The sequence below is a fragment of the Nostoc sp. genome (genome assembly GCF_036916975.1).
GTDB lineage: Bacteria > Cyanobacteriota > Cyanobacteriia > Cyanobacteriales > Nostocaceae > Nostoc.
In genome coordinates, this window is the sequence record NZ_JBALFF010000021.1 from 1 (window position 1) to 18,816 (window position 18,816).

Here is an 18,816-nt window from a genome sequence, read left to right on the forward strand (position 1 = left end):
TAACGCAATTATCGGCTTTGAGGCTCTTTAGATGATGACTAATTGTAACCACGAATACTCTTTGTAAATTAATTCCTCAGCGCAAGTAAATTGGCTAGATGTATGATATTCTTGATTTATAGGGAATCTAATACAAGGACAAAAACTCCTTAGGTTCCTTTGAAGTGAGTATCAGACCAGCCTCATCAGTTATTGGTGACGGCATAACGTTAATCGAAGTGGAGCAAAACCGCCCAAAAATCGGTTTTTCGTTTGGCGAAGCTGTTGCCATAGCGTAGGCTGGACTGATTTTTCTATGTATCTTCTTTGCAACGAAAATAATGCTTGTCTTGCTCTGAGTAAACAGAAATTTCTTATTTACCTGCCGTATCTGTGAAAGTTTTTTGAATTTTTGGTGACAGGATTGGAACTAATTTTTAGCACTCTTGTTGTATTTCGCATCCTACTAATATTTACTGCCATATCTGTAAGAAGCTGTTTAACTTCTAACAAATAACTGCAATATTTATAGTGCTGGTAGACGGCTGAAGTCCACTATCTAACAGCATCAATGCAGTCACCAACTGGGTAGTAAATACTTTCAAGAATTACAACTCCAATTTTATCAATACTCTGCTTGATTACACCATAATCTTAGAGCCAAATCAATAAGTCTGCGCCATTATTGAGGTTTTTATGCGGAAGATTGCTATTTATGGAAGAGGGGGAGTTGGCAAGTCAACAACGACTCAAAACGTAGTGGCTGGACTGACTGATATAGGTCGTAAGGTGATGGTTGTAGGGTGTGACTCGAAAGCAGACTCCACCCGGCTCCTTTTGGGGGGATTCCACCAGAAGATTGTACTCGATACGCTGCGTAAAGAAGAAGATGATGATGTGAATCTAGAAGACTTCCGTCAGGTGGGATGGGGGAAGACGCTGTGTGTTGAATCGGGTGGGCCGGAACCTGGTGTGGGATGTGCAGGTAGAGGCATTCTGACATCAATTGGGTTGCTCGAACAACTTGGTGCTTATGATGATGCAGTTAAACTTGATTATACATTTTATGATGGCCTGGGTGATGTGGTATGCGGTGGATTTGTCATGCCCATTCGTGAACGCAAAGCTCAAGAAATTTACATTGTCACTTCTGGGGAAATTATGGCAATGTATACCGTCAACAACATCTGCCGAAGCATTCAAAAGTATGCTCCTATAGGCGGTATACGTCTGGGAGGATTGATTTGCAGCTCTCGCAAAGTCGATGAGGAAGATGATTTGATCAAAGCTCTGGCAGAGAAACTGGGGACTCAAATGATCTACTCCATACCCAGAGACAACATGGTGCAGCGAGCAGAGTTCCACCGCAAGACGGTGATTGAGTATGCTCCTGAGTGTGAACAGGCGCAGCACTATCGCAATCTGGCAACGGCAATTGACCAAAATACAGATTTTGTGACTCCGAAATCTATGTCTAACGAGCAGCTAGAGGAACTGCTGGTAAAGTTTGGGTTGTTTGACTAAGACGATGCAGTAGGGGTTATCCCTCATACAAAATGCCTGGAGCAATTGGCAATCTCTTACTCGAAAAAGCAGAAAAAACTGCGTAAACTTCTTACCACCATTTGAGAAATCGGCGTTCTGAACTATGCCAAAATTCGTCTACCTCATTGAAGGAGGAGAACTCATTATGTTGACCGAAGAGGTTTTAGTCCAAAAATTTACTACCGTAGTCAAGGGACGCTGTGCAAAAGTAGGCGAGTTGCTCCAGTACTGCCACGTCGAACTCGTAAACTCTTACTGGGGCTGCCCTCCAAAACTTATACAACATTTTGTCGTATATTATCCTAACATACTGTCTGCCTCACTCAATGCCTACAAAGATATTTTCAGAGGCGTTGCCCAAGATTTGGGGATATCTGACGCTGTTTGCATAAACGCCACACGCATTATCCGCGATCCCGCCTCAAGGTTGAAGGAAAAGAACCCGATCTTATGGTTGGAACTCCAGTGGGTGGCAGTACCAATTAAAAAAGGCAATTGGCATTTAGATCAGGACTTACCGCACTTGGACTAAGTTTTCTGTTGGTGAGGTAGCTTGCCGCTGTAGGCATCACCTTGGTTAGCAGATGATGAAAAGGCGATGCCTATGGCGATCGCTAAATAGTATCCAAAAATGCAAGTATTCTAGCAAGATGTATGTTATGCTTGCAAAAATAAGCGAAATTGTCAAAACATCAATATGTCTCCCAACAAAAACGGCAAACACTAGAAAACCTTGTTATTGACCCAACAAATTTAATTTTGTCTGTTGCGGCTTTTTCTAACGGAGAGATACAGCCTCATGAAACTGGATGTGAATCTTTGCAATAACCTGAAGTCAATTAGAACTCGCTTGGGCATGAGTCAACAAGAATTGGCTAATATAGCTGGCGTAACTCGTCAGAGTATTGGTGGTGTGGAATTAGGACAATATGCTCCTTCTGTTGCTATGTCACTACGTTTAGCCAAGGCGGTTGGTTGCCAAGTCGAGGAATTATTCTGGTTTGAGGAAGATTTACCAGAAGTTGAGGCAATTCTCGCGGGATCAGCCCCTAAGCAACAGCAATCACGAGTTAGTCTAGCGCGGGTTGAGGATCATGTTAGTCCCACCAGGAAACCCAATGGGAGTTAAAACAGTTTCCGACTTAGTAGATTTTGGAGCAACTATTGTCACCCATGAAGTGGGTTCTGGCAGTCGGATGCTTTTAGAACGAAAACTCCAAGAAGAAGGAGTGCCATTGCACAAAGTTAAAGGATCTGACCATATCGTTCACAGCCATCAAGATGTTGCCTTGTCTGTGGTCTCAGGAATTGCTGATGCAGGTATCAGTACGGCATCTATAGCTACTGCCTTTGGGTTGGGATTTATCCCCCTTCATAGGGCGCGATATGACTTGGTGATTATTAAAGAATACTTGGAAGAAGAACCAGTAAAGCAGTTTCTTAGTATCTTGGGACATCAGCTAGTGCGATCGCAATTAGAGATTCTCAGCGGCTATGACACTAGCAATATTGGGGAAGTTGTAGCAAATATTTAATAATTCGTAATACTCGCCAAGGGCGAGAAGCAAGCTACGTAATTCGTAATTATTACCCTACGGCTAAGGAATATGTCTTTTAGTTTCCATAACTCAAGTTAGCTGCTCTGTTTTTCAATTACGAATTACTCAAGCAAATCAAAATCACCCAACAAGTTAGCTGCAAAATGAATCATCACTTCACTATGAACAAACATCCCGTTCAGATTAACGATACAACCTTGCGAGATGGCGAACAAGCGGCAGGTGTAGCCTTTAACGTTGAAGAAAAAATTGCGATCGCTACTTTTCTTGATGCCATTGGTGTTCCAGAACTAGAAATTGGCGTTCCGGCAATGGGGCAAGAAGAAGCAGAATCGATCCGAGCGATCGCTAATCTGGGATTAAATGCCCAATTACTTGGTTGGAACCGTGCTAAATTGTCTGATATCCAGGCATCTATAGATTGTGGTTTGGAACGGGTGCATATTTCGGTTCCTGTCTCGGAAATTCAGATTGCCGCCAAGTTTGGGGGTAAGCAGCAGGTAATGCTGGATCTTCTGCGGGATGCGATTAATTTTGCTTGCGATCGCGGTTTAGCTGTATCTGTTGGCGGAGAAGATTCTTCTAGAGCCGATCCATCTTTTCTATTGGATGTGGCATATTATGCTCAAGAGTTGGGAGCTTTTCGGTTTCGCTTTTGTGACACTGTAGGAATTCTCGACCCTCTGAACACTTACAGCAAAGTTCGCTCCCTTGTGCATCATCTATTCATTCCCATAGAAATGCACACGCATAATGATTTTGGACTGGCAATGGCAAACTCGCTAGCTGGTATTGAAGCAGGGGCGCGATCGGTCAACACTACAGTAAATGGGATTGGCGAACGCGCAGGTAATGCTGCGCTGGAAGAAATGGTGATGGCACTGAAACACCTCTATGGCATCCCAACCGGTATCAATACAAAACGGTTGCTGGAACTGTCGCGGTTAGTTGCTAAAGCTGCTAATTGGCCGGTTCCTCCCTGGAAAGCGATCGTGGGTGAAAATACTTTTGCACACGAGTCGGGCATTCATGCTCACGGTGTGTTGCAAAATCCCGGTACTTACGAACCGTTTGCGCCGGAAGATGTTGGTTGGGAACGTCGCCTTGTTGTAGGCAAACATTCCGGTCGGCATCTGATATTCAGTGTATTGCAAGAACATGGAATCACTCTCAGTCAGCCAGAAATTCAATCAGTGCTGGATGCTGTAAAGCATCAGTCAGTAAAAGTTAAGCGCAGTCTCACGGTTGAAGAACTTCTGAGTTTTGTTCCCCAAAGGTAAATGCAGAACACCTATCAAAACATTACAGGGAAATGGAGAGTAGGGTGTGGTGTAGTTAAATTACTTGAAAAACGCTGTAAGTTATATTGTCCTTTTACCCATTAAAACGTAAGTATATGAGCTTGTAAGCTTTTAATTAGTTTGACCAGAAATCAAAAGTGAAGTTGGTTAAGAAAGCATCACAATTCTGTCTCAGGTTAGCGTAGGCGCAGCCCGCCGCAGGCATCGCAATTATTGTACCAACTGCTAGAATATTACCAATAATGTTGGTATTAGCTATGCCGAGAAAAGAGCAAGGATGGAGCACTTTTCAATTGTCTCCAGAAGAACGGCAACTTCTAGAGCAGCACTGCAAGCGGTTCCAACGCACTAAGACTGATGTTTTGCGCTCCCTGTTGCGTAGTCTCCAAGCACAATCACTCAAACAACAGGGGAAGCAGTTTGATTCTGGGGAAGTTGATCTGGACTTATTTTGAGTAGTGGTGAAGAACCGCTATCGATAAAGCGAGTTGTCTTACACCTAAACAAATTTGCAATGAGGTTGGTAATCCCTCTGAAATCGTAAAAAAACGTTCAAGTTCAAAAGTTGGCTATGACAAATCCTACAAAATTATTGCGATCGCGTGAAATTCCTTTCAATTACGAAATTGGTTGGAACGACTCCTAAATGTTCCAGCAATGAAACTTCTGCGGCTTGAGCCAAGCTTTTTGATGCAGAGGTAAATCGATTGTTGATGCTCCAATACCACTTGATGTCCAGGGTAATCATGATTGGTTAATTCTATTAAAGCGTTTTTTCTACCATGCTTAATTTTGATTCCATTCGTACCACAGCAATGCAAAAAGTCCCATACAATTGGGCTTTGATCAAAAACCTGCTTTCACCAGAAGCAAGCTTAGAACTAACTGCGAGTTTTCCCCACGAAGAGTTTCGCCTGTCGGAGGGAGAGGGATACGGATACTCCTGGGGAAAGATGCTTGCAACTAGCGAGGATATTTCCTTGATGCTCAAATCTAGCGATAATCGCTGGCGAGAGCGGATGGCACAAGGCAGACTTACTTATGACTTAAGACACCTCAGTAAAGTCTGGCGACAGTTGATAGAAGGACTGTGGACAGATTCTTACCGCAAAGCTTTAGCTGAAATGTCTGGGTTGGAACTAAAAGACTGTGTAATGGATATTGGATTTCGTCGGTATAGCTCAGGACACTTGCATCACCCTCATACAGACGAGCCGAACAAACTTTTAACTCATCTGCTATTTTTCAATCAACAATGGTCTGTAGAGTGGGGAGGCTGTTTGCGAATTCTCAAAGACTCCCAGCCGGAATCTGTCTTCCAAGATATTTTACCCCTGAGCGATTCCTCAGTTGCGATCGCACGTTCTGACAATTCTTGGCATATGGTAACTCCGCTTACTTGTCCTGCATCTGAGTATCGGCTAGCCTTACGAGTTGCTTTTTTTCGGAACGATCGCCTAACTTCAGATTTCGGAAAAACCCAGCTAGCTGCGTAGCAATTAAGTATTTTGCTCTCTACTTTTGTCAGAAAATCAGCCTCCTGATTTTCTGGTTCTTCCTTGTCGTTGGTAATCCCTCTGAAATTGTAAAAAAGCGTTCAGGTTCAAAAGCTGACTATGACTAATCCTACAGAACTACTGCGATCGCGCTACGGTGAAGTTCCCTTCAATCACGAAATTGACTGGAACGATTCTCTAGAAACGCTAATAGCCCACCGTTCAGTCCGGTCTTATCTATCCGATCCTTTACCACCAGGAACCCTAGAATGGCTAGTTGCAGCTGCTCAATCTGCTCCTAGTTCAGCTAATATGCAAACCTGGAGTGTAGTAGCAGTTGAAGATCAAGAGCGCAAAGCAGAATTATGCAGACTGGCTAATAACCAAGTATGGATTAACCAGGCTCCTGTATTCTTCGTTTGGTTAGCAGATTTAGGTCGTCTAGCTCATATTGCCCTAAGTCGTGGACTAGCTCCCGTAGCTCTGGATTATGTAGAACTGTTGGTTAAAGCAATAGTCGATGCTTCAGTCGCAGCGCAAAATGCGATTGTAGCTGCTGAATCTGTTGGCTTAGGAACGGTATATATCGGCGCAATCCGCAAAAGTACTCAAGAGGTAGCCACGTTATTGAATTTGCCACCTTTTGTGTTTCCTGTGTTTGGGTTGTGTGTGGGTTATCCCAATCCTGAAGCACAACCTGTTGTTAAGCCGCGTCTACCTCAGCCAGCTGTATTCCACCGGGAAACCTATAAATTGGCAGAGCAAGATGATGCGATCGCTCACTATAACGATATCATGAAAGAATTCTACACTGAACAAAAAATGAATGTCCCTGGTGATTGGTCGCAACACTCAGCCGAGCGGATTGCCACTTTAGACTATTTAAAAGGGTGCAAATACTTACGTGAAACTCTCAACAACTTCGGCTTCAAATTGCTATAAAAGGAGTCAACAGCTAGAAGACACGAAGAACTCTAAGCATTCACCGTACCCTTAATCTTAAGTAAGCTAGCAAGAGCGGCGACTAAAGAAGAACTTCTGATATCTGCACCAAAGCTTTTGACGCTTAAAGACTCAAAACCCTACACTCAGTCTCAAAAGATGACTTCGGTGCGTAAGTCTCAGGAATAGATATATAACTTACGCACCGTGACAAAATTATGTCATTACAAGTGCAGCATCTCCAATAGAAGCAATCTCAAACCCTAATAGTCTGCCAAGGCAAGTTTACTGGGTCAGAAAGTTCTTAAACATCTCTTTTCTTCTCGGACTCTGTGTTGTCTGTGGTTCGTTCTTTTACCCTCACTAGTTTTATATTTTCAGTGCGTAAGTCCTAAAATAGACTCGCTAACTCGCCAGCCCCAGCAATTCTCCTGCTTGAAACCTTTGTACTAATTTGGGGAATCTGAAGGCATTTTAAGCAGTCAACAGGCGAACGATTTAATGGATACTCCAGCAAGCTTTATCTTTCAAAAAAGGGCTGAACTGTAAGAATCGCTCTTTGACTGAGAATTGCTGACCAAAAATGTAGAATTACCCCGTGAAACCAAAGGAGCTTCAAACAATGAATAATTTGTCTACTAAAGACCTCAACAGACTACGCTCTCAAGCCAAAATAATTATGAATCGAGTGGAGATTTTCATAGAAACTTACTTATTAGAAGCTCCCCCTGATGAAAATCTGATCAACGAAACCTTACAAGAGATCATCAAGGCTGCGAATAACTTAACAACCGCAGCATCCAAGATGAAAACTGCCGAAACCGCACATAAACTCAACGGTTAAAAATCGTTTAATACGGCTGAGTTGAACCCCATAGCTAAATAATGGGGGTTGAATGAAGTCCGTTAGCGGATAGCTAAGGTTTAGCCCGTGCTGAGTAATCAATGCTAGATACTCAGCACTATTTCAGTTATGGAAATAAATGAATCTAGACTGTTAGGAAATACGATGCTCAAAGGGCTAACTTTAAACTTAAATGACTGGTTAAAAAGAAATACAATTGTACGTAACCTGGAGTTTTTTCAAGATTTTATTATCATTTCTCTCTGCCTTGGTTTATTCTGTGTGATGCTCATCCGACTGGGAGATATGTTCTTATCCTTTTTGAGTCCATTAGATTTGCGGCAAGTAACATCTGATATCCTGTTCATTTTGATTTTGGTAGAGTTGTTCCGCCTGTTAATTGATCATCTACAACAACAGCGAACATCTGTTACCGCAGCAGTAGAAATTACTATTGTTTCTGCTTTAAGAGAGGTAATTTTACGCGGTGTTCTCGAAATTCCTCGTGACCAAATTTATGGAATAGCTGTATTTTTATTAGTTTTAACAGGAATTATGGTGGCTTTACCTTGGATATCTCGTTTTCTTGAACAGGTCAAAACTGCTAACCCAGAAACAGCAGAAAAAGCGCAACTATTGGCTAAAAACTCTCTAGCTTCTGATTAATTGTAACCACAAATACTGTTTGAAAATTAGTTAGCGATCGCAAGTAAATTTGCCAGATGTATGATATTCTTTATATATGGAGATAGAAAATCAAAAACACAAAAATCTTCAAAAAATAAGGCACACTTAAAGGCCACCAATTTTAATTATGAGCTTGAGCTATGCAAAATTTATCTTAAAGGTGTAGTTTTTGTATCTCGCTAGCTCATAACCGTAGAAGTGAGTTTGATTCAGTCAAATATCTCCGGTAAGCGTTCAGGTAAGAATAAACGCTTTCAGATGAGCGATGCAGCGTTAAGTACGTTTTCAGTATTTTTCCACTCAAGCCCCTGTTTCTTGCCTATCAACCTTCAATGGCACTGCAACATTGGGCGTAATAATGCCGAAAGTCATCTGGTGGGGTGCATCAGATTCCAAGACTTCTACCTATCAAAATGAAGCTGCCTTGTATAAATAATTCTCATTATGAGAATTATTACTGTTATTTGGATAGATTTTAAGTCCAACCTGAGTCGTTATGGAAGTCAAAAGGTTGTGACCGTTAAGGGTTAGAAGTTAGTTTGTCGCTACTAAATATTAACTTCTAGCTAATAGATGGATTAGAAGGCAATGCTTGATTACTTTACATCTTTGAACGACCACGATTTACCCTACCCAGATACAATTCATCCCATCGTTGTCCACTTCGTAATTGCGATGGTGTTGTTTGCCTTTGCCTGCGATGTAGTTGGTTATTTCACAGGTAACACTCGTCTTTTTGAAGTGGGTTGGTGGAATATGTGTGTCGCTGCGATCGCTATCTTTGTTGCCGTCATATTTGGTCAGTTTGAAGCTGGCTTGGCAACACCTTACGATGCTGTCAAGGCAGTGCTGAACATGCATACACTGCTTGGCTGGTCGCTGTCTGGAATTATTGCAGCGATTACAGCTTGGCGTTATGTACTTCGTACACGCAACCCTGACAAATTACCTGTTCGCAGGGATAGCAATCATGTTGATTATGTTTGTCCACGGGACACTAGGAGCGCAACTAGCCACCGAATTTGGCGTACACAATACAGCAGATAATTTGCTGCGATTGGGCCAAAATCTTAACACAACACTCAAGTAAGTCATTTGGCATTTGTCATTTGACCAATGCCCCATGCCCGATAACCAATGACTATGAACATCCACAAGACTTTAAATATTTTAACAGTGATTACGGGCGGGATTGCCGTGACTTCTATCAGTCTCTGGATTGGTAAACAGGCTTACTCATGGCTTCCTCCCCAAGCAGCAGCCGAATCACAACTAATTGATGATTTGATTAGCTTTTTGGTAACGCTGGGTGCTTTCATCTTCCTGGGAGTGACTAGCACTCTGATGTACTCCATTATTTTCCATCGGGCAGAAAAGGATGACTTGAGTGACGGCCCTCCAATTGACGGTAATATTACTGTGGAAGTTATCTGGACAGTCATCCCAATTCTCTTGGTGTTTTGGATTGCAGGTTCTAGCTACCAAGTCTACGAGCAAATGGGGATTCAAGGGCCAATGGAACTTGTCCATTTGCATAACCCGATGGGGATAGAATCGGCATTCGCAGCACCACAAGAGGACTTAGCGGAACCTGTTGAAAAGATTGATGTTCTAGCTAAACAATGGGCTTGGGTGTTCCATTACCCTGAGAAAGATATTACCAGTAGTGAGTTGCATTTGCCTAGCGATCGCCGCGTGCGTTTGGCACTGCGATCGCAAGACGTTCTCCACGGCTTCTACATTCCGGCATTCCGCCTCAAGCAAGATATTATTCCCAACCAGAGCATCGACTTTGAATTTACTCCCATCCGTGCGGGTAAATATCGGCTTACCGATTCCCAATATAGCGGCACATACTTTGCCACCATGCAAGCGAATGTAGTCGTCGAATCACCAGAGGATTACCACCAGTGGTTAGCTAAAGCCGCAACCCAAAAACCATCTCCCGCGAATAATCAAGCAAATTCTGAGTATGCCCAAGCAGCCAGTAAGTCAGTCAAAACTGGTTGGGTCAGAGTTGCACCTGCGGCACCTCCTTTGGTCAATTATCCCGGTTGAAAGGAAATTCAGCAATGACAAATATCCCAATCGAAGGTATTCTCCCCAGTGAGAAGCCACACCACGAATCTCCGGGTAACTGGAAACAATACTTCAGCTTTAGCACTGACCACAAAGTTATTGGTATCCAATACCTCGTTACTTCTTTCTTCTTTCTTCTTATCGGCGGTATTTTCGCAATGGTGATTCGGGGAGAACTGCTAACACCCGAATCAGATTTAGTCGATCGCACCGTCTATAACGGGATGTTCACTATGCACGGCACTATAATGCTGTTTTTATGGACATTTCCCTCCCTAGTTGGTTTTGCTAACTATCTCGTGCCATTAATGATTGGGGCGCGAGATATGGCATTTCCCCGCCTAAATGCTGTTGCCTTTTGGATGGTGCCAGTAGTGGGAATTCTTTTGATGGGTAGCTTTTTGGTTCCTGGTGGACCAGCCCAAGCAGGTTGGTGGTCTTATCCACCAGTCAGTCTCCAAAACCCCACAGGTAACTTGATTAATGGGCAAGTTGTCTGGCTGTTGGCAGTGGCAATTTCCGGTGTATCCTCGATTATGGGGGCAGTTAACTTTGTCACCACCATCGTCAAGATGCGGGCCCCAGGCATGGGCTTCTTCAGAATGCCGTTGTTTGTCTGGGGAGTATTTAGCGCCCAAATCATCCAACTTTTCGGACTGCCTGCATTAACAGCTGGTGCGGTGATGTTGTTACTCGACCTCACAGTTGGCACGAGCTTTTTTGACCCCAGCAAGGGCGGGAATCCAGTCATGTTCCAGCATTACTTCTGGTTCTACTCCCATCCCGCCGTTTACGTGATTATTCTGCCTGTCTTTGCGATTTTCTCAGAAATCTTCCCAGTTTATTCACGTAAACCTCTATTTGGTTACAAAGTAGTCGCTATTTCATCCATCTTGATTGCAGGAGTGAGCGGTATCGTTTGGGTACACCACATGTACGTCAGTGGTACATCAAGCTGGATGCGGTTGATTTTCATGCTGACGACGATGTGCGTCTCTGTACCCACGGGAATTAAAGTATTTGCTTGGGTAGCAACTATTTGGGGAGGTAAGCTGCGGCTGAATACACCGATGCTGTTTGCCTTGGGTGGATTGGTAATGTTTGTCTTCGCTGGCATCACAGGTATCATGCTTTCTTCTGTGCCTGTTGATGTTCACGTCAACAATACTTATTTTGTAGTAGGTCACTTCCACTATGTCCTTTACGGCACAGTGACGATGGGCTTATTTGCTGCCATCTACCACTGGTTCCCCAAGATGACTGGGCGGATGTACCACGAAGGCTGGGGTAAAATACACTTCTGGCTGGCATTCATCGGCACCAACATCAACTTTTTGCCCATGCACCCCTTGGGATTGCAAGGAATGTTACGCCGAGTTGCCTCCTACGCCCCGGAGTATCAATTCTGGAATATTATTGCTAGCCTCGGCGGATTTTTGTTGGGAATGTCAACTTTGCCCTTCATATTCAACATGGTGATTTCTTGGATGCAAGGAGAGAAAGCACCTGACAATCCTTGGCGGGCAATTGGATTAGAGTGGATGGTTTCTTCTCCACCCCCAGTAGAGAACTTTGAAGAAATTCCCATCATCATCTCTGAACCCTACGGCTACGGCAAGTCTGAACGGTTGACAGCTAACCTACACGAAAACAGCCACTCAACATTGACAAGCGCAGACTAACTCAGAGTATGGGAAAGACGCAAAAACCCTCCGCGTACCTCTGCGCTTCCCTTTGCGACGGCAGTCGCTCATGGGGGAGATCCCCACGCGCTGCCTCTCCTTTGCGTTTCAAATTCACCCTTAAGCTAAAAGCAAACTCTACCAATGGACAGTTATATCAATTCAAATGAGTTGCACCACACAGACGCAGAAGATAGCCACGACGAAGAAGGCAACAAGATGTTTGGCTTCATCATCTTCCTGATGTCTGAAAGCGTCATCTTTTTAAGTTTTTTCGCCGGATATATTATCTACAAAACAACTACTCCTAACTGGCTACCAGCTGGTGTTTCAGGATTAGAACTCAAAGATCCGGCAATCAACACAGTTATTTTAGTTGCCAGTAGCTTTGTCATCTACTTAGCAGAAAAAGCCCTGCAACGTCATGATCTGAAAGGGTTTCGCCTGTATCTCTTGGCAACGATCGCAATGGGAAGTTACTTTTTAGTCGGACAAGCGATTGAATGGAGTCACCTGGAGTTTAGTTTCACCTCCGGGACATTCGGTGGCACATTTTACTTGTTAACGGGCTTCCACGGTTTGCACGTTCTCACTGGCATTTTGTTGCAGATAATTGTTTTGGGTCGCTCTTTCATTCCTGGTAACTACGATACAGGTCATTTTGGTGTAAATGCCACTTCTATTTTCTGGCACTTTGTTGATGTCATCTGGATTGTTTTGTTTATCCTTATTTATATCTGGCAATGACTCTTTGTGGTCTGAGGTTTTTATGCGGAATATCGCCATGTCGAATAGCAGTTAACGCAGTGACCTTCATAGATAACTATTGCCAGCACTATTGTGTTTTGTTTGAGGATGTGAGACATTTTGAAGCGTGTTTTGGTTGTCTTGATTAGTTCCAAGTTGGCTAATTAATGACTTAGTTAAAATACCAAAGGCGCATTAGATGCCCTTGGAATACTAGAAATCCTTATAATAAGCCCGAACCCTCGCAGAACATCCCAGGAGGGTTATTTTTTGCAACTAAACTAACAGACTTGAAGTAACTATACGATTTATGCTCGACAATGTACTCTTGTAACTTAAAAGCCTATGCCAGTCGTATTTAATGTAGTAGATGTTGAAGACAAAGAGCATTACTTGAACTATGAAGAGATAGAGGAAACAAAGGTCGCTGATGAAGGATTACGCAACGATGATTACCTCGATGCTCAATGCTTTTTCGTCCTCCTCAAAAATGGAGATATACTACTTCTAGAAATGGCTAGACAGAACCAAGTAAGTAAAAACTTCCTTTACCGCTTACTGATGCCAGGAGAATAGCCTCCTTTAATATCTAGGGCTACCTGGATGCCTCCAGTTGCTATTCTTAAATCCATCGTGGATACACGAACCTGTTGCGATCGCAGTCTTTGATCAACTGCGATCGCTCCAGTATCAAATGATAAAACACCAGCCGTTGCGAAAAGAAGGAAAAATTTCTAACAGCAGAGCATATCCACGAATCATCCAGCATCTTGTCAAGAATCCTTCTCATCATGACAATTGTCTGGAAAACAACATAAATGGTTGATTTCCTACTCAATCTTGCTTATACTTCCCAATGTAAGGTTTACTTGCCCTAGTAAAAAATATTGGCACACATATTGGTAGGAGAGTGCAATGATCAATCATCGGGCAGTGCGCGATGGGTGTTTGGTAAGTTTCCTGGCGATTCTTTGCATCGGCTTTGGTAGACTACTAGTCAACCAAGAGCCAATTCTTGGACAGTCCCCAGCGAAGAAAGATGTGATCGTGGCGATGACAACCAGTATTGAGGATAGCGGACTGCTAGATGATTTAGTTCCGGCGATTGAAAAGAAAACAGGATATAAGCTCAAAAAGGTTGCAGTCGGTACCGGACAAGCTTTAGCTCTGGCTGAAAAAGGCGAGGTTGACGCGCTATTCGTCAATTCACCTAAAGCCGAACGCAAAGTTTTGTCAGGTGGTGCAGTGATTAATCGCCACTTGGTAATGCACAATGACTTTGTGATTGTCGGCCCAGATGCTGACAAGGCAAAGATTCGAGGTAAAAAGAATGCTGTGGAAGCATTCTCCCTGATTGCTAAAAACCAAGCATTATTTGTATCGCGGGGTGATGACTCAGGTACTAACAAACTAGAAAAAGATTTATGGCAACAGGCAAACATCACACCATCTGGCAGTTGGTATCAGCAAACAGGTTCAGGAATGGCGCAAACTTTGCAAGTTGCTAACCAAAAACTAGGATATACCTTAGCAGATCGAGCAACCTATATATATCAGAAGAAAAACCTGTCTTTGCCAGTACTGGTGCAAGGAGACAAGAAACTGTTAAATCTCTACCATGTCATGGAAGTAAATTCTCAGAAATTCCCCAAGGTGAACAGTGCAGGAGCTAAAGCGTTTATTAATTTTGTCTTATCTCCTGAAGGACAGACACTGATTGCAGCCCACGGGAAAAAAGAGTTCGGACAACCGCTATTTTATGTTGATGCCGGTAAAACGGAGAAAGATTACGGCTTTTAAAGAAACTTGAGCATCAGATCATCAATGCTTACTTTACTGCATATTTAAGTATTATTTCCCAATTTTTTAAGAGATTTGTATTTGTGAATACAATCATCGAAGGAGCTTTCAAAGCTTTTGAGCTATTAACCAGTGGCGACAGTGACGTTTTCCAAGTCATGACGATGACATTGTTCGTATCTGGGACAGCTACAGCCATTAGCGTTTTACTGGGACTACCATTAGGACTGTGGCTAGCATTAGTGGATTTCGTCGGCAAGCAGACTGTGACTAGTTTGATTAATTTTGGTATGGGATTGCCACCTGTCGTAATCGGTTTATTCGTCAGTCTGTTTTTGTGGCGATCTGGCCCGTTAGGAAATCTGGATTTGATGTACACGCCCACAGCTATGATCATAGCCGAAGCCATCATTGCTTTTCCAATTGTCGCTGGCTTCAGTTTTGCGGCAATTATCAGTATTAATCCGAAACTACGCTGGCGACTGTTATCAATGGGGGCGACACAGTGGCAAGTCAACTGGTTGCTAATCAAGGAAGCACGGTTAGGGTTAATGGCTGCAATTATGGCTGGTTTTGGTCGCGTCATCTCGGAAGTTGGTGCATCCATGATGGTGGGCGGCAATATCAAGGGGCAGACAAGAGTTTTGACTACAGCGATCGTTTTGGAAGTAGGGAAAGGAAATTACGATATGGCGATGGCGATCGCATATATTCTCTTGATTATCACATACACCGTTATCGTGTTGCTGACTATCCTACAGCATGACAAAAAAATTTTATGAGTCCTAACGAGTATGTTCTGAATATGCGACAGGTGAGCGTCGATAGCAAAACACGTAAAAATATCCTGTCAATTGAAAATTTTACAGTTCGTCCAGGAGAATTGGTTGCTGTACTTGGCCCCAATGGCGCTGGTAAAAGCACTTTGTTAAGAACAATCAATCTCTTGCAACCTTACCGTGGTGAGATGCAATTATTTGGAGAGGATGTCAATAATGCTAATAAAACATTTTTGCGTCGTCGTTCAGCCTTGGTATTCCAGGAAACCTTACTACTGGATGACACTGTTTTTAATAATGTTGCCAAGGTATTAAAGTTTCGCGGCACACCAACACATAAGATTAAGCAAACGGTACATACCGCACTTATAACTTTTGGCTGTGAACACCTAGCAAATCAGTCAGCTCGTTCTCTGTCTGGTGGTGAAGCGAAACGAGTTTGTATTGCCTGCGGTTTAGTTGCTGATTCCGAATTGCTGCTTTTGGATGAGCCTTCTGCCTCTTTAGATGTGGGAATACGTCCCCAGATGATCGAGAAAATTAGACAGTGGGCGCAAGCGAGGGGATCAGCAGTCATATTAGTCAGTCATAATTTTACAGATATACTGCATTTTGCCGATCGAGCGATCGCTTTATTTGACGGTTGTATTGTCCAGGATGATAACTTGGAAACTATCATCCGCCGACCAGCTAACGAGCAACTTGCCAGACTCGTAGGAATAGATAATATTATTCCGTGCCGTGTAGAACGTAGTAGCCGTGGAAGTTTTATCAAACTTGCAAACGGCATAGAGTTTTTACATCCTGGGGAAATCACCAAGCCAATTACTGCATGTTGTTTATCTGCCGATACTTTCAATCTTTACGATGCAAGTTCTTCAATGCGACACAAAATGTGTTCGGTAATTATTGAAGGGCTAGTAGAACGGGTTTTAAATGGTATTGGGATTTGTAGTATTTGGGTTAAGGTAGGAGAACAAACTTTAATCGCTAGAGTGCCTCGGAATCATATATTTGGCAATGTATATCCCCATGAAATGATTAAACTAGCATTCAATCCTAAAGATGCACATTTTGTTTAAAAAAATAGACGGTTTTATACTAGAAATAGGGGGAGAAATTAGAATTTAGTCAGTAAAAGTAGCAAAATACTCTAAAATTTTACACAGGGCAGTATTTATATTACTAAAATCATCATCCCGTGCCAGCATTTCTTCGGGTTTCTGAATATATTTACCTGTAACTAATTCTGAGGCGCAATTGTCAATAATTTGCAGAACGCTGTCTTGAGTTGATTCTAGGTGAAATTGTAAGCCTAATACTCTATCTCCATAAATGAAAGCTTGATTTGCACATACTTCACTAGAAGCTAGTCGTACAGCACCCAGTGGTAAGTTAAAAGTATCACCATGCCAATGAAACACAGTGAAAGTTGCAGGTAATGAAGCAAAAACAGGATAACTTTGTGCTTCTGTTGTCATTTGAATCGGATACCAACCTATTTCTTTTTCCTGACCTTTGTAAACCTTGGAACCTAAAACATCAGCGATTAGCTGTGAACCAAGACAAATGCCAATAACTATTTTATTATTTTTGATTGCTTCTTCAATAAAATATTTTTCCAAAGTTAACCAAGGATACTTATCATCCTCATAAACATTCATCGGCCCGCCCATTACTATCAGCCAATCTAGACTATTAACAGATGGTAAACTGTCACCGTTATAAAACTTAGTTGCGGAGAGAATATGATCTTTCTTTGTCAACCAGTGTTCAATACTAGCAAGTCCTTCAAATGGCACATGTTGTAAGTAATGAATTCTCATCCTTGATTGCTCCGAACTTAGTTGCAGTGTGATTTTTTACATTAAATCATATAATAGACTTCATTTCAGGAGTGCTGTACATGGATAGCGGGGCGTTTAGCCTGTGCGATTATTGCTTTTTTACTCAGCACTCAGCACTGTTTCGGTAACGCTGGATTTTGATGCAGTCTGGATTAGCGTTGCCGCGACTTTTTTCGCCTGTGAAGCAGTTGACCAACTTCCTTCCATCATCGCAACCACGATCGCACCTTGCACTAAAAGAAGCAGTTGCCTAGCTAACTGTTCCGGTGATAAAACTTCTGCGGCTTGAGCTAGGCTCTTGATGTAGTGGTAGATCGATTGTTGATGCTCCAACGCTACTCGATGTCCAGGATGGTCAGCATTGGCTAGTTCCACTGAAGCATTAATGAATGCACAACCTCGAAAATCTGGGCCCTCAAACCATTCCCGCAGGGCATCAAATATTGCCAGTAGTTGTTGGGATGGGTTAGAAGCTCGTTGCTCAATCGTGGTTTTGAGCCATTCACACCATTGTTCATCCTGTTGTCGCAGCCACGCTTCAATCAATGCATCTTTTGACTTGAAATGATTGTAGAGGGACATTTTAGCAACACCAGATTCCGCAACGATTCTGTCAATACCGACGTTGCGAATTCCCTCTCGATAAAACAAGCCTGATGCTGTACTTAGGATGCGATCGTGAACAGATTTACGGGTTGTTTTAGGTTTAGTCATTTAGATCGCATCCTTGAATAATGTGTAATTATTAATTAATTCAATACTGACAGAAATTTTTCCCATTTCAGGATTGTTTAAACTTCAAGCTAAACTAGATTTTTCAAGTAACTGTATAAATGTGCAAACCATTTCAAATTTCTATTAGGCTTTGACGTTATAGCTATTGTATACACTGTAATTACTATAAGTAAATATACCGTTATACTCAGATTTTTAAATGGTTTTTAACTCTGTGTGACAATGTATAGCAGCAACAGAAAATAACAATAATTTAAAATTAAAAAGCACTATTGACTATTATTTATTATTTAAAAATAATAAATTTATTTATCCATCTTAATGTTGAATCAAGTTGATTTTACCCAATTGGTTAAATAGCAAATAATATTATTTATCGATTGCTTCTTCTATTTTTTCATTCGCCAAAACTTCGATTATTTATGAGGATTTAAGAAAACACTATCTGTAAATAATAAAAGGTTTATCCCAAAAGTGATTGATGAACTGCAAGCAGACCAAAGTCCCCCCGAACTTCAGAACTGCTACCGATCAAGTACTTCCACAATCCTCCAGAAACTTGCAAAGCAAGACCATCAGTTCATCAAACAATTGGTTAACTTATGGGATTTGGCTTCATCACTACAGCGCAAGTGCTTGGAGATCCTTTGTGCGTGAAGTGGTTTAGATTCCCTATAAATCAAGAATATCATACATCTGGCCAATTTACTTGCGCTGAGGAATTAATTTACAAAGAGTATTCGTGGTTACAATTAGTCATCATCTAAAGAGCCTCAAAGCCGATAATTGCGTTA

At 42.3% G+C, this 18,816-nt stretch carries 20 protein-coding genes and 2 pseudogenes; 18 read left to right on the plus strand and 4 right to left on the minus strand.

Features of this window, described 5'->3' with window-relative positions; genetic code table 11:
* The first annotated feature begins 675 nt into the window (after positions 1-675).
* From nifH to nifV, 4 genes and pseudogenes are all read left to right on the plus strand, one after another.
* Positions 676-1,503 (plus strand): nitrogenase iron protein, encoded by an 828-nt coding sequence (gene nifH / locus V7K73_RS04090; protein ID WP_334877384.1) that lies wholly within the window; start codon positions 676-678, stop codon positions 1,501-1,503.
* 166 nt (positions 1,504-1,669) lie between these two features.
* Positions 1,670-2,056: a hypothetical protein gene (locus V7K73_RS04095; RefSeq protein WP_334877386.1), complete on the plus strand. Its 387-nt coding sequence runs from the start codon at positions 1,670-1,672 to the stop codon at positions 2,054-2,056.
* 267 nt (positions 2,057-2,323) lie between these two features.
* A pseudogene (locus V7K73_RS04100) lies at positions 2,324-3,059 on the plus strand (substrate-binding domain-containing protein).
* 185 nt (positions 3,060-3,244) lie between these two features.
* Entirely contained in the window at positions 3,245-4,363 is a 1,119-nt protein-coding gene (nifV, locus tag V7K73_RS04105; protein ID WP_334877388.1) for a homocitrate synthase, read from the plus strand.
* Positions 4,364-4,499: 136 nt separating this feature from the next.
* Here nifV and V7K73_RS04110 read toward each other — a convergent pair whose 3' ends face one another.
* Positions 4,500-4,670 carry a hypothetical protein gene (locus tag V7K73_RS04110; RefSeq protein ID WP_334877417.1) on the minus strand — a complete coding sequence of 57 codons (171 nt, stop codon included), beginning with the start codon at positions 4,668-4,670 and terminating at the stop codon, positions 4,500-4,502.
* 7 nt (positions 4,671-4,677) lie between these two features.
* Here V7K73_RS04110 and V7K73_RS29780 point away from each other — a divergent pair, with 7 nt between their 5' ends.
* Entirely contained in the window at positions 4,678-4,839 is a 162-nt protein-coding gene (locus V7K73_RS29780) for a hypothetical protein (RefSeq protein ID WP_442936733.1), read from the plus strand.
* A 134-nt stretch (positions 4,840-4,973) separates the two neighbouring features.
* Here V7K73_RS29780 and V7K73_RS04120 read toward each other — a convergent pair whose 3' ends face one another.
* A complete protein-coding gene (locus V7K73_RS04120) occupies positions 4,974-5,132 on the minus strand; it encodes a hypothetical protein (protein ID WP_334877390.1) in 159 nt (52 codons plus the stop codon).
* A gap of 34 nt (positions 5,133-5,166) precedes the next feature.
* On the opposite strand from V7K73_RS04120, the gene V7K73_RS04125 reads away from it, so the two are divergent.
* From V7K73_RS04125 to V7K73_RS04185, 13 genes and pseudogenes are all read left to right on the plus strand, one after another.
* A complete protein-coding gene (locus V7K73_RS04125; protein WP_334877392.1) occupies positions 5,167-5,880 on the plus strand; it encodes a 2OG-Fe(II) oxygenase in 714 nt (237 codons plus the stop codon).
* A gap of 120 nt (positions 5,881-6,000) precedes the next feature.
* Positions 6,001-6,822 carry an NADPH-dependent oxidoreductase gene (locus V7K73_RS04130; protein ID WP_334877394.1) on the plus strand — a complete coding sequence of 274 codons (822 nt, stop codon included), beginning with the start codon at positions 6,001-6,003 and terminating at the stop codon, positions 6,820-6,822.
* A gap of 622 nt (positions 6,823-7,444) precedes the next feature.
* Positions 7,445-7,666 (plus strand): hypothetical protein, encoded by a 222-nt coding sequence (locus V7K73_RS04135; RefSeq protein WP_334877396.1) that lies wholly within the window; start codon positions 7,445-7,447, stop codon positions 7,664-7,666.
* A gap of 165 nt (positions 7,667-7,831) precedes the next feature.
* The gene (locus V7K73_RS04140; RefSeq protein ID WP_334877413.1) at positions 7,832-8,332 is read left to right on the plus strand and encodes a phosphate-starvation-inducible PsiE family protein; all 501 of its coding nucleotides are present in this window, start codon (positions 7,832-7,834) and stop codon (positions 8,330-8,332) included.
* A 609-nt stretch (positions 8,333-8,941) separates the two neighbouring features.
* Positions 8,942-9,443 (plus strand): annotated as a pseudogene (locus V7K73_RS04145) (DUF2231 domain-containing protein).
* A 53-nt stretch (positions 9,444-9,496) separates the two neighbouring features.
* Positions 9,497-10,411: a cytochrome c oxidase subunit II gene (locus V7K73_RS04150; protein WP_334877415.1), complete on the plus strand. Its 915-nt coding sequence runs from the start codon at positions 9,497-9,499 to the stop codon at positions 10,409-10,411.
* A gap of 14 nt (positions 10,412-10,425) precedes the next feature.
* Complete coding sequence (gene ctaD, locus V7K73_RS04155) at positions 10,426-12,114, plus strand: cytochrome c oxidase subunit I (protein ID WP_334877398.1); 1,689 nt, start codon at positions 10,426-10,428, stop codon at positions 12,112-12,114.
* A 144-nt stretch (positions 12,115-12,258) separates the two neighbouring features.
* Positions 12,259-12,861, plus strand: a complete 603-nt coding sequence (locus V7K73_RS04160) for a cytochrome c oxidase subunit 3 (protein WP_334877399.1) — start codon at positions 12,259-12,261, stop codon at positions 12,859-12,861.
* Between the two features lie 345 nt (positions 12,862-13,206).
* Positions 13,207-13,437, plus strand: coding sequence for a hypothetical protein (locus V7K73_RS04165; RefSeq protein ID WP_194041385.1), 231 nt, complete (start codon positions 13,207-13,209; stop codon positions 13,435-13,437).
* 37 nt (positions 13,438-13,474) lie between these two features.
* On the plus strand, positions 13,475-13,687 hold the full coding sequence (locus V7K73_RS04170; protein ID WP_334877402.1) for a hypothetical protein: 213 nt from the start codon (positions 13,475-13,477) through the stop codon (positions 13,685-13,687).
* Between the two features lie 89 nt (positions 13,688-13,776).
* A complete protein-coding gene (locus V7K73_RS04175) occupies positions 13,777-14,661 on the plus strand; it encodes a substrate-binding domain-containing protein (protein ID WP_334877404.1) in 885 nt (294 codons plus the stop codon).
* A gap of 83 nt (positions 14,662-14,744) precedes the next feature.
* On the plus strand, positions 14,745-15,443 hold the full coding sequence (locus V7K73_RS04180; RefSeq protein ID WP_334877406.1) for an ABC transporter permease: 699 nt from the start codon (positions 14,745-14,747) through the stop codon (positions 15,441-15,443).
* Entirely contained in the window at positions 15,440-16,522 is a 1,083-nt protein-coding gene (locus V7K73_RS04185) for an energy-coupling factor ABC transporter ATP-binding protein (RefSeq protein WP_334877408.1), read from the plus strand. The genes V7K73_RS04180 and V7K73_RS04185 overlap by 4 nt, the downstream gene beginning before the upstream one ends.
* Before the next feature lie 45 nt (positions 16,523-16,567).
* Here V7K73_RS04185 and V7K73_RS04190 read toward each other — a convergent pair whose 3' ends face one another.
* Together V7K73_RS04190 and V7K73_RS04195 are read right to left on the minus strand one after the other, a co-directional pair.
* On the minus strand, positions 16,568-17,266 hold the full coding sequence (locus V7K73_RS04190; RefSeq protein ID WP_334877410.1) for a type 1 glutamine amidotransferase: 699 nt from the start codon (positions 17,264-17,266) through the stop codon (positions 16,568-16,570).
* 120 nt (positions 17,267-17,386) lie between these two features.
* Entirely contained in the window at positions 17,387-18,001 is a 615-nt protein-coding gene (locus tag V7K73_RS04195) for a TetR/AcrR family transcriptional regulator (RefSeq protein WP_334877412.1), read from the minus strand.
* Positions 18,002-18,816: the final 815 nt, after the last annotated feature.

Coding starts and splice junctions, on each gene's coding strand:
- V7K73_RS04140 (WP_334877413.1), top strand. CDS start 7,832: ATGCTCAAAGGGCTAACTTTAAACTTAAATGACTGGTTAAAAAGAAAT.
- V7K73_RS04160 (WP_334877399.1), top strand. CDS start 12,259: ATGGACAGTTATATCAATTCAAATGAGTTGCACCACACAGACGCAGAA.
- V7K73_RS04190 (WP_334877410.1), bottom strand. CDS start 17,266: ATGAGAATTCATTACTTACAACATGTGCCATTTGAAGGACTTGCTAGT.
- V7K73_RS04125 (WP_334877392.1), top strand. CDS start 5,167: ATGCTTAATTTTGATTCCATTCGTACCACAGCAATGCAAAAAGTCCCA.
- nifV (WP_334877388.1), top strand. CDS start 3,245: ATGAACAAACATCCCGTTCAGATTAACGATACAACCTTGCGAGATGGC.
- V7K73_RS04150 (WP_334877415.1), top strand. CDS start 9,497: ATGAACATCCACAAGACTTTAAATATTTTAACAGTGATTACGGGCGGG.
- V7K73_RS04120 (WP_334877390.1), bottom strand. CDS start 5,132: ATGATTACCCTGGACATCAAGTGGTATTGGAGCATCAACAATCGATTT.
- V7K73_RS04130 (WP_334877394.1), top strand. CDS start 6,001: ATGACTAATCCTACAGAACTACTGCGATCGCGCTACGGTGAAGTTCCC.
- ctaD (WP_334877398.1), top strand. CDS start 10,426: ATGACAAATATCCCAATCGAAGGTATTCTCCCCAGTGAGAAGCCACAC.
- V7K73_RS04135 (WP_334877396.1), top strand. CDS start 7,445: ATGAATAATTTGTCTACTAAAGACCTCAACAGACTACGCTCTCAAGCC.
- nifH (WP_334877384.1), top strand. CDS start 676: ATGCGGAAGATTGCTATTTATGGAAGAGGGGGAGTTGGCAAGTCAACA.
- V7K73_RS04185 (WP_334877408.1), top strand. CDS start 15,440: ATGAGTCCTAACGAGTATGTTCTGAATATGCGACAGGTGAGCGTCGAT.
- V7K73_RS04095 (WP_334877386.1), top strand. CDS start 1,670: ATGTTGACCGAAGAGGTTTTAGTCCAAAAATTTACTACCGTAGTCAAG.
- V7K73_RS04195 (WP_334877412.1), bottom strand. CDS start 18,001: ATGACTAAACCTAAAACAACCCGTAAATCTGTTCACGATCGCATCCTA.
- V7K73_RS04165 (WP_194041385.1), top strand. CDS start 13,207: ATGCCAGTCGTATTTAATGTAGTAGATGTTGAAGACAAAGAGCATTAC.
- V7K73_RS04175 (WP_334877404.1), top strand. CDS start 13,777: ATGATCAATCATCGGGCAGTGCGCGATGGGTGTTTGGTAAGTTTCCTG.